The organism is Paraburkholderia sp. UYCP14C (assembly GCF_004197395.1).
Classification (GTDB): Bacteria; Pseudomonadota; Gammaproteobacteria; order Burkholderiales; family Burkholderiaceae; genus Paraburkholderia.
Map to the genome: position 1 here is coordinate 1 of NZ_SELS01000156.1, position 5,115 is coordinate 5,115.

Here is a 5,115-nt window from a genome sequence, read left to right on the forward strand (position 1 = left end):
ACTCGATGCCGGCATTATCTCAGACCCGCAACACAACCATCAGGCCCTATCTGCTGAAGACCCTGCCGAACAAAGTCGTTCTGACCTCACGATACCTTTTCCCAAGCATCAATTTTATTTGTTTGATCCTGCGGCAGGCGATTTGCTATCGTGGCATATCATGGATATTAACGATAAATAGCATTTTTCCCTGACAGATAACGCAGTTATCGGCAATGGAATACGCACGCAATCTTTAGCTCTCTTGTCTAGATCATAGGATCATAGCGCTACTTTCAGCCATCGTCTTTTCACCGGGTAGAGGTACTCCAAACGGAGATAACTTATGAAAAACTGCGCAGCATCTTCACAATTTGCATCACCGACTATTGACCTATTATACGATTACGCTCCTTTCCTCGAGATTTGCAAGTCAGACGGAGCAATTGGCTCGTATTTACCCGGTGCCCAGACTCCGCGAGTTGCAATCGTGGGGGCTGGCATTAGCGGGCTTCTGGCCGGGGCAGAATTGATGCGGGCAGGTGTCACCGATGTCACCGTGTTTGAAGCCCGCGATCGCATCGGAGGTAGAGTATGGTCACAACCTTTTGATCCACGGTACCCGCATCTCATTGCTGAAATGGGTGCAATGAGATTTCCTCCGAGTGCGACCGGTCTTTTTCATTACCTTGACAGGTATGGCATTTCCACGACAGCCTCTTTCCCGGATCCAGGAATGGTCGATACCGAATTGCACTATCGAGGTACTCGCCATATCTGGCGGGCGGGAGACCCGCCGCCCCCATTGTTCAGAGTCGTTTACGAAGGCTGGAGAGCCTTTTTACAGGAAGGATGCGTGATCAACGGTACGTCTCTGGTGGCTCCGGCAAAAATCACCGCAATGTTGAGGTCGGGCGGGTTTGAGAAAGCCCGAGCGGCATGGCAAACGTGGCTTGACGTGTTTCGTGACAGTTCTTTCTATGCGGCCATCGTGGCCATCTTCACCGGATCTCGCCCACCCGGAGACATCCGCTGGGAACGGCCTGATGACTTTGAACTATTCGGTTCTTTAGGTATAGGCTCTGGAGGTTTCCTTCCTGTTTATCAGGCAGCATTCACTGAAATACTGCGACTCGTCATCAATGGCTACATGGACGATCAACGCTTGGTATCTTGCGGAATTTCTACACTAGCTCAGCGCCTCGCAGCAGAGAAGATCGGAGAATGCACCGTTGCCGACCGAGTTCGCTTCAACGCCGTGGGCCGTATCTACAAAGAAGACGGAAAGATAAGGCTGATGACTGACGCGGACGAAACCATGACCTTTGACCGAGTTATCGTTACCAGCAACACGAGGACAATGCAGATGGTTCACGGCCTGACCGACGACGAGACGTTTCTCAGTCGAGACGTCTCACGAGCCGTTAGGGAAACGCATCTCACCGGGTCATCAAAACTATTCATGCTCACACATGGTAAATTTTGGATCGACAACGATTTGCCAGTTACAATTCAATCTGACAGTTTTGTGCGCGGGGTATATTGCCTTGACTACGAGCCCAATAAGCCAGACGGTCCGGGTGTAGTTTTGCTTAGCTACACGTGGGAGGATGACGCGCACAAGCTACTAAGTGTCCCCGAACAAAAGCAGCGCTGCGAGCGTTTTGTCGACAACCTTGCTACATTCAACCCTGAGCTTGCGCGCCACCTGACTCCCGTGGATGACGACTACGAGCGTGCCATCCTTAACCATGACTGGTTGACTGATCCGCATTCTTCCGGTGCGTTTAAGCTCAACTATCCCGGTGAAGATGTGTACTCACAGCGTCTTTTTTTTCAATGTCAGACGGCAAATGACCTCGCAACGGATACCGGCCTCTATCTGGCTGGATGTGGTTGTTCATTCACCGGTGGGTGGATCGAGGGGGCGGTCCAGACTGCTATCAATAGCGCCTGCGCCGTTATACGCAGTACCGGTGGAGACCTTCGACGGGGCAATCCTCTCGACGAAATACGGAGTGCCTATCACTACTGATATCGCATGCACTGACACCCTATTTTGGGACTCTTTATGTATTCGGAAGACACTCTGGAATCGCTTTGTGACTGTATACGCGATGGTGAAATCTCTGCGGATGATATTCGGAAGCACGCAATTAGCGCCAATGCTAGTCAGTCCAAGCTAAATTGTTTCATTGGTAGTCGCGACCTCGATGCGCATTTCGCCAGACCGAATGATGTGCTGAAAGGTGCACCACTCTACGGCATCCCATTCTCATTGAAAGACAATATTTGTGCTAGCGGGCTTCCAGTCACTGCCGGTACGCCAGGGATGGAAGGATGTATAGCGCCACGCGATGCCATTATCGTCCGAAAACTGAAATCCTTGGGCGCTGTCGTCGCCGGTAAGAACAATATGCATGAACTTAGCTTTGGTATCACATCGGTCAATCCTCGGTGGGGAACGGTGGGCAACCCGACGGCTCCGGGATATCTGGCGGGCGGAAGCAGTGGCGGTTGCGCTGCCGCGGTGGCTGCCGGGATCGTTCCGATGGCGATCGGAACTGACACTGGCGGCTCAGTACGGATACCGGCTGCCTTCTGCGGCATTGTCGGCTTCAGGCCTACAAGCGGGCACTGGTCTTCAACTGGAATCATTCCAGTTTCTCGCACCAAAGATTCACCTGGGCTTTTGACGCGCACGGCGAAGGACGCGTTGATGATATATGAGCTTCTGTCCACCGGTACCCGCCCTCCAGCAAAACAGATTGCTACTCCTTGCCGCATAGGGCTTCCGGCGTCCATGTGGAGTGACCTCAGTGAAGATGTCCGAAAGCACTGTTGGGAGGCCATCACGCGTCTCATCCGCGCGGGTTTCGAGTGCGTTGATCTGGACGACTCCGCTGTTGCTGATTTAAATAGAATCGGGACCTTCACCATTCCCGTTTACGAATTTTTCATGGACTTTCCTCGCGCATTACTTTCCTTTGGTTGGACAAACAGGATAAACACGATATTCGATAACATCCGTGATGACGCTGTCCGCGACATCGTCCACAGCAACCTCAGTGCACAACTGATCTCTGCGGCAGATTATTCTTTTGCGATCCAGAATGTGGGCCTTTTGCGTCAGCAAATGAAAACCTTGTTCACCACCGAAGGCATCGATTTTCTCGTATACCCGACCGTTCCGCGTAGCGTCCCCCATTGCAGTGATGCCGGGCGGGCCGAACTTTTCTCGGAAGTGATACGTAATACCGACTTGGCCAGCAATGCCGCGATGCCCTCGGTTACGCTTCCTATTGCTCCGGATGGTGAATTGCCCGTTGGCTTGAGCCTCGACGCAGCACGTGGTCAGGACCGTCGCCTCCTGACTATGGCAACGTTTGTAGAAGACGTTCTGAATTCGTAATAACACGCTTACCATCTTCACTGCGAAAGGTTTCATTCACCGGCAGCAGCAAACGATTCTTACACCGTTTTGGAGGCGGTATCCAATGCAGATTTCATTGCAAAGAATAAACACGCTCTTTGACGCCGGTAGTTTTGTCGACCATCACCCTGTCGAGCAGAGCCATTTCATTTGCGGCGAAGGATCTATAAATTCCGTAAGGACGTTTCTGGTCATGAACCGGGGACCGGACTGTGAATTCAGAGGAAGCGGACAGTGGCGCACCGCCGCGCAGATTACGAAGACCGTAACGCAGGCTCGGGATAGTTGCGCCCCATTGATTTACGTTCAGGACCGTCCCGGGGAGACGGATAGTTTCGATACCACTAAAGTTCTTTCGTCGGACATGTCGAAACTGCTCTTATCACCAACTGGAATGGGCAGAGTCAATGCATCCCTTGCGGAGTTGGCCGAGCAGAATTTGCTAATTTCTGCCATACTCGGCCCGACCTCAGGCCCATTGGCCTTGCCACTGATGCTTGCTGACTTGGTGTTAATGACCAAAAAGGGAGCCTTGTGCATGGGTCGTCCCGATATGGTGAAGGCCATGCTGGCTCAGGAGTCAGATCTCTATTGGCTAGGTGGAACAGACGTTCACAGCAAGCACTCAGGTTCGGTTCAAATGGTATTCGAAGATGAAGAAGACTTATTCAGACGTGTAAGGGAGTTGCTTCGCGTCAGCGCCAACGGCGGAGCGAACTGTGGTCTACGATATGAAGAACCCGAAGCAGCTGATTTCAAGAGTTTGATCCCATCAGATCATCGTACGCCCTATGATATGCATCAGTTGCTGCATTCCTTCGTCGACAAGGACAGCTTCACTGAAATAAGCTCGGAATACGCCAAGGAAGTGTTGACAGGCTATGCGACCATTAAAGGACGCTCGGTTGCGATCATTGCCAACAATCCCCGGTACAAGGGGGGGGCTATTCACAGGCAATCCGCTTCCAAAATAGTCAAAATGGTCGGCGTGTCTGAAAAAATTAGGATACCGATCATTTTTATCGCTGACATCCCTGGATTTATGATCGGTCGAGAGGCCGAAAATAGCGGCATTTTTTCTGCAGCGGCTGATTTGTTCAGAGCACATGTTCGAAGCAAAGTACCTAAGTTGCTGCTCATTGCAAGAAAAGCGTACACGGGAGGTGTGTATGCTATGTGCGGCCCTGGCTTTAACCCAGTAGCAGTCTTGGCTTATCCACAGGCTCACATTGGTGTTTTCAGTCCAGATACGATGACGAAAGTCATGCCGGAACTTGATGAGACGACAAGGGACATAATGCAGAAGCTGACCGACGAAATTGAAAATCCCAAACTTTTAAAAGCCAGTGGACTGATTACCGACGTCATTGAAATCGAAGATACTAGGGAGCAGGTTTCGAGATATCTGTTCGCGGAAGCAGACAGCTCTTAAGTCCGATGTTCTGATAATGGGACAATGCGCGACTCTCCAGACTATTCTGTCCAAGTCGTAGCACTGTCGCGATCGAAGCTTCTTCGGACTGTTGTCGCGCCGCGACCATCCGGCACTGCGTCATGGTAACCGGCGATTCGATGTACGCATCTCGCGTTCATCGCGCTAGGCCCGGTCCACGCACTATCAACAAGGCCTCTATTGAATTTTCAGTGGGTGGTATCGTCCCGGTTTCTGGATAAACAAGACGAAGGCAGGTCATGCATAGCCA

The 5,115-nt window shown here is 51.6% G+C and carries 4 protein-coding genes; all 4 read left to right on the forward strand.

Annotated elements, in window-relative coordinates; translation table 11 throughout:
* A partial coding sequence (locus EVC45_RS46370; protein WP_211193590.1) for a hypothetical protein occupies positions 1 to 181 on the forward strand: 181 nt, incomplete at its 5' end.
* A gap of 144 nt (positions 182 to 325) precedes the next feature.
* A complete protein-coding gene (locus tag EVC45_RS43405; RefSeq protein WP_129964205.1) occupies positions 326 to 2,014 on the forward strand; it encodes an NAD(P)/FAD-dependent oxidoreductase in 1,689 nt (562 codons plus the stop codon).
* A 36-nt stretch (positions 2,015 to 2,050) separates the two neighbouring features.
* A complete protein-coding gene (locus EVC45_RS43410; protein ID WP_129964206.1) occupies positions 2,051 to 3,391 on the forward strand; it encodes an amidase family protein in 1,341 nt (446 codons plus the stop codon).
* 85 nt (positions 3,392 to 3,476) lie between these two features.
* On the forward strand, positions 3,477 to 4,844 hold the full coding sequence (locus tag EVC45_RS43415; protein ID WP_129964207.1) for a carboxyl transferase domain-containing protein: 1,368 nt from the start codon (positions 3,477 to 3,479) through the stop codon (positions 4,842 to 4,844).
* The last annotated feature ends 271 nt before the right edge of the window (positions 4,845 to 5,115 follow it).